We start from the raw sequence: 1,455 nt of genomic DNA on the forward strand, positions 1-1,455 counted from the left end.
TGATGTGACCCCGAAAAGTTGGACGATTAATTAAATATTAATTATTTATCTCTCTATAGTAGTGAGCTCGGTATATAGCCGGGCTCATTCCTTTTAATCTCAGTTTTATTCTTTTATTGTTATACCACCATATATATTTTTTCAGTTCTCGTTCAAACTCTTCGATAGATTCAAAATGATTCACGTATAGCAATTCGTTCTTCATCAGTCCGAAGAAATTTTCCATCATAGCATTGTCCAGACAGTTGCCTTTCCTTGACATGCTTTGCACTATTCCATGGTCTTTGAGCATCTTCTGATACATCATGTGCTGATAATGCCATCCCTGATCAGAGTGTAATACCAGACCATCTGTATTGTGATGCTGCTTAAATGCCTTTCTAAGCATAGTTGTGACCATCTCCAGGTTCGGACTGTTAGATATACTGTAAGAGATAATCTCTCCATTGAACATATCCAATATAGGCGAAAGATATAGCCTCTTGTCGTTGATACATACCTGAGTAACATCTGTAGTCCATTTTTGGTTTGGCCTTCCTGCTGTAAAATCACGCTCCAGTATATTAGGCGCAATCTTTCCCACCTCACCCTTATAGGAGTGATAGTGGCGTTTCTTGCATTTTGCTTTCAACCCGAGTTGTCCCATAAGTTTCTGTACCGTTTTGTGATTTACTACCTTGCCTTCATTTCTCAATGCGAGGCATATTCTTCTGTATCCATACCGACCATGATTCTCGTCATATATGGCCTTTATTCTGTCTCGAAGATCATCATAGCCATCGCTGTCATCCATATGCAATAGATGGTAATAGAACACGGAACGAGCCATCTTTATCCTCTCCAGCATAAACTGTAGCGGATGTCCTTCAAGCCTTAGTTCTTCGATGGCCCTTGCCCAGTCCCGCGTAGACGAGCATTCCTTTCCTCGACTAAGGCTCTCACTTTTTTTAGCAGAGCATTCTCTGTCTTGAGTTCCTGATTCTCCTTACGGAGCCTTTCAAGCTCTGTCAGTGGTTTACTATTCTTTTTTGGTCTGCCCATACCTGGTGGTCGGCCTCGTTTTTTAACACGTTCCAAACCGGAAAGACCTTCTGATCTATATATCCTAAGCCAAGTATTTATGGCACTTATGGATGGACCGTATTTTATCGAAGCTGCGTGCAAAGTTAAATGATTTTCTATAATATCAAGCACGATTTTCTTCTTTAATGCAAAATCGGCCTTGATTTTTCCACTTTTATGCAAACCAGCCTCCCCGTATTGCTGATATTTCTCCCACAAAACTTTAAGTTGAGTGTCGTCAATACCATATTTAACACGGATTAAATTAAAAGTCCATCCAGATTCTAACAGCCGTATATATTTTAGACGGGCTGAATAATCATGTTTTCTTCTCTTTCTTTCTGACATAATGAACCCCGGAAGTTTTTTGTCTAACTTTCGGGGTTCACTTCA

Annotated in this window: 2 protein-coding genes; both read right to left on the reverse strand. The window is 39.9% G+C overall.

Annotated elements, in window-relative coordinates; all coding sequences use genetic code 11:
• Positions 1-37: 37 nt before the first annotated feature.
• Entirely contained in the window at positions 38-886 is an 849-nt protein-coding gene (locus K333_RS0109795; protein WP_238314596.1) for an IS3 family transposase, read from the reverse strand.
• Complete coding sequence (locus K333_RS12995) at positions 874-1,410, reverse strand: helix-turn-helix domain-containing protein (RefSeq protein ID WP_081657252.1); 537 nt, start codon at positions 1,408-1,410, stop codon at positions 874-876. The genes K333_RS0109795 and K333_RS12995 overlap by 13 nt, the downstream gene beginning before the upstream one ends.
• Positions 1,411-1,455: the final 45 nt, after the last annotated feature.

The organism is Segatella albensis DSM 11370 = JCM 12258, assembly GCF_000426565.1.
GTDB classification, from domain to species: domain Bacteria; phylum Bacteroidota; class Bacteroidia; order Bacteroidales; family Bacteroidaceae; genus Prevotella; species Prevotella albensis.